This is a genomic window from Streptomyces calidiresistens, assembly GCF_014141525.1.
GTDB classification, from domain to species: Bacteria; Actinomycetota; Actinomycetes; order Streptomycetales; family Streptomycetaceae; genus Streptomyces; species Streptomyces calidiresistens.
Genome location: NZ_VKHS01001086.1, coordinates 1 through 1,449 on the forward strand (window position 1 = coordinate 1; position 1,449 = coordinate 1,449).

Below are 1,449 nucleotides of genomic sequence, written 5' to 3' on the forward strand. Positions count from 1 at the left end.
GGGCGGGGCGTTCCCGGGGGGTGACGCGTCGTCGCCGACCGGCGGGGGCGAGGGGACCCACCGACACCGGTGGGTCCCCTCGCCGTCCCGCTCGGGCACCTCGGCGCCGTTCGCGTCCTGCCGGTTCCGTCCCCGGCCGGCACGGCCTTCGCCGGCCCCGTGACAGGGGCCGGCGAACCGGGGACGGTGAGGGGGCGCGTCAGGCGACGCGCTCGGCGTTGCGGATGGCCTCGGCGAGATCCTCGAGGATCGGGGCGAAGCCGGCGTGCGAGTACCGGGGCTCGGTGGTCCAGCGGGCGATCTGGTCCGCCCGCACGGCGGGCAGCTGCGCCCAGGTCGGCTTGTCGGCCAGGTCCTCGGCCCGCATGACTCCGGTACGACCGTCCAGGAGGATGATGTCGGCGTCGTAGCGGTCGGCGTTCTCCCAGCTCAGCTCCTCGAAGAAGCCGGCCGGGGCCTCGTCGGGGACCACCATCTCCACGCCGAGTTCCGCGAAGTAGGACAGGTCGGGGGACGCCTTGGGGTCGGAGACGTAGAACAGGTCGGCGGAGCCGGATGCGGCCATCACGCGGATGCCGGGGTTCTCCTCGGTGGCCTGCCGCAGATCCTCGGCGGCCGCCTCGAAGCGTTCCCTCGCCTCGGTCACCGCCTCGGCGGAGAGGTCGCCGCCCAGGGCCTCGGCCAGTTCGGCGTGCCGGTCGATGGCCTCGACGACGGTGCTGGGGGAGGCCACGGACAGGCCGACGGTGGGGGCCAGGCCCTCGATCTTCGCGGCGCTGTCGTCGGGGACGTACCAGAGGGCGTCCTCGACGAACATCGTGGAGACCAGCAGGTCCGGCTCGAGGGCGGCGTAGGCGTCGAGGTTGAACTCGCCCCAGGCGCTGCCCACCGACTCCACCTCGTCCACCGGCAGGTCGCCGGCCTGGACGTCCGGTTCGCCGTCGGGGGTCACCAGCGGGCCGAAGACGGCGTCCACCGTCACGCCGTAGTCGTGCAGGGCGGCGGCGGCACCGACGAAGGCGACCACGGTCTCCGGGGGGCCGTCCAGGTTCACCGTCACGCCGCGGTCGTCGGTGAAGCTCCAGTCCCCCTCGGAGGCCTCCGTGTCCTCCCCGGCGGCGGAGGCGCCGCCCGGGGTCCCGTCGTCGTTCCCGCCGCAGGCGGTCAGGAGGGCACCGGCGCACAGGACGCCGCCGGCGGCCAGGGCGGAACGGCGGAGGAGGGAGGTGCGGTGGGGCACCGAGCGGGCTCTGGCGGAAGTCTTCACGGGGGTACCTTGCTTCTCCGGGGTGGTACACGGATGTCCGGGACGGCGCCCGGGCGCCGTCCCGTGACCGAACACGCGAACGGCTCGGATGGAGGTTAGGCTAACCTAAGCGCGTGTTCGAGCAAGCCCCACCCCGGGAACGGCCGTGACGGCGCGTTCCCCGGCCGGTCCCGCCGCCGCCC

At 74.4% G+C, this 1,449-nt stretch carries 1 protein-coding gene; it reads right to left on the bottom strand.

Annotation, left to right across the window (positions count from 1 at the left end):
- Nucleotides 1-199 precede the first annotated feature (199 nt).
- Nucleotides 200-1,267, bottom strand: a complete 1,068-nt coding sequence (locus tag FOE67_RS25595; RefSeq protein WP_323385511.1) for an ABC transporter substrate-binding protein — start codon at nt 1,265-1,267, stop codon at nt 200-202.
- Nucleotides 1,268-1,449 lie beyond the last annotated feature (182 nt).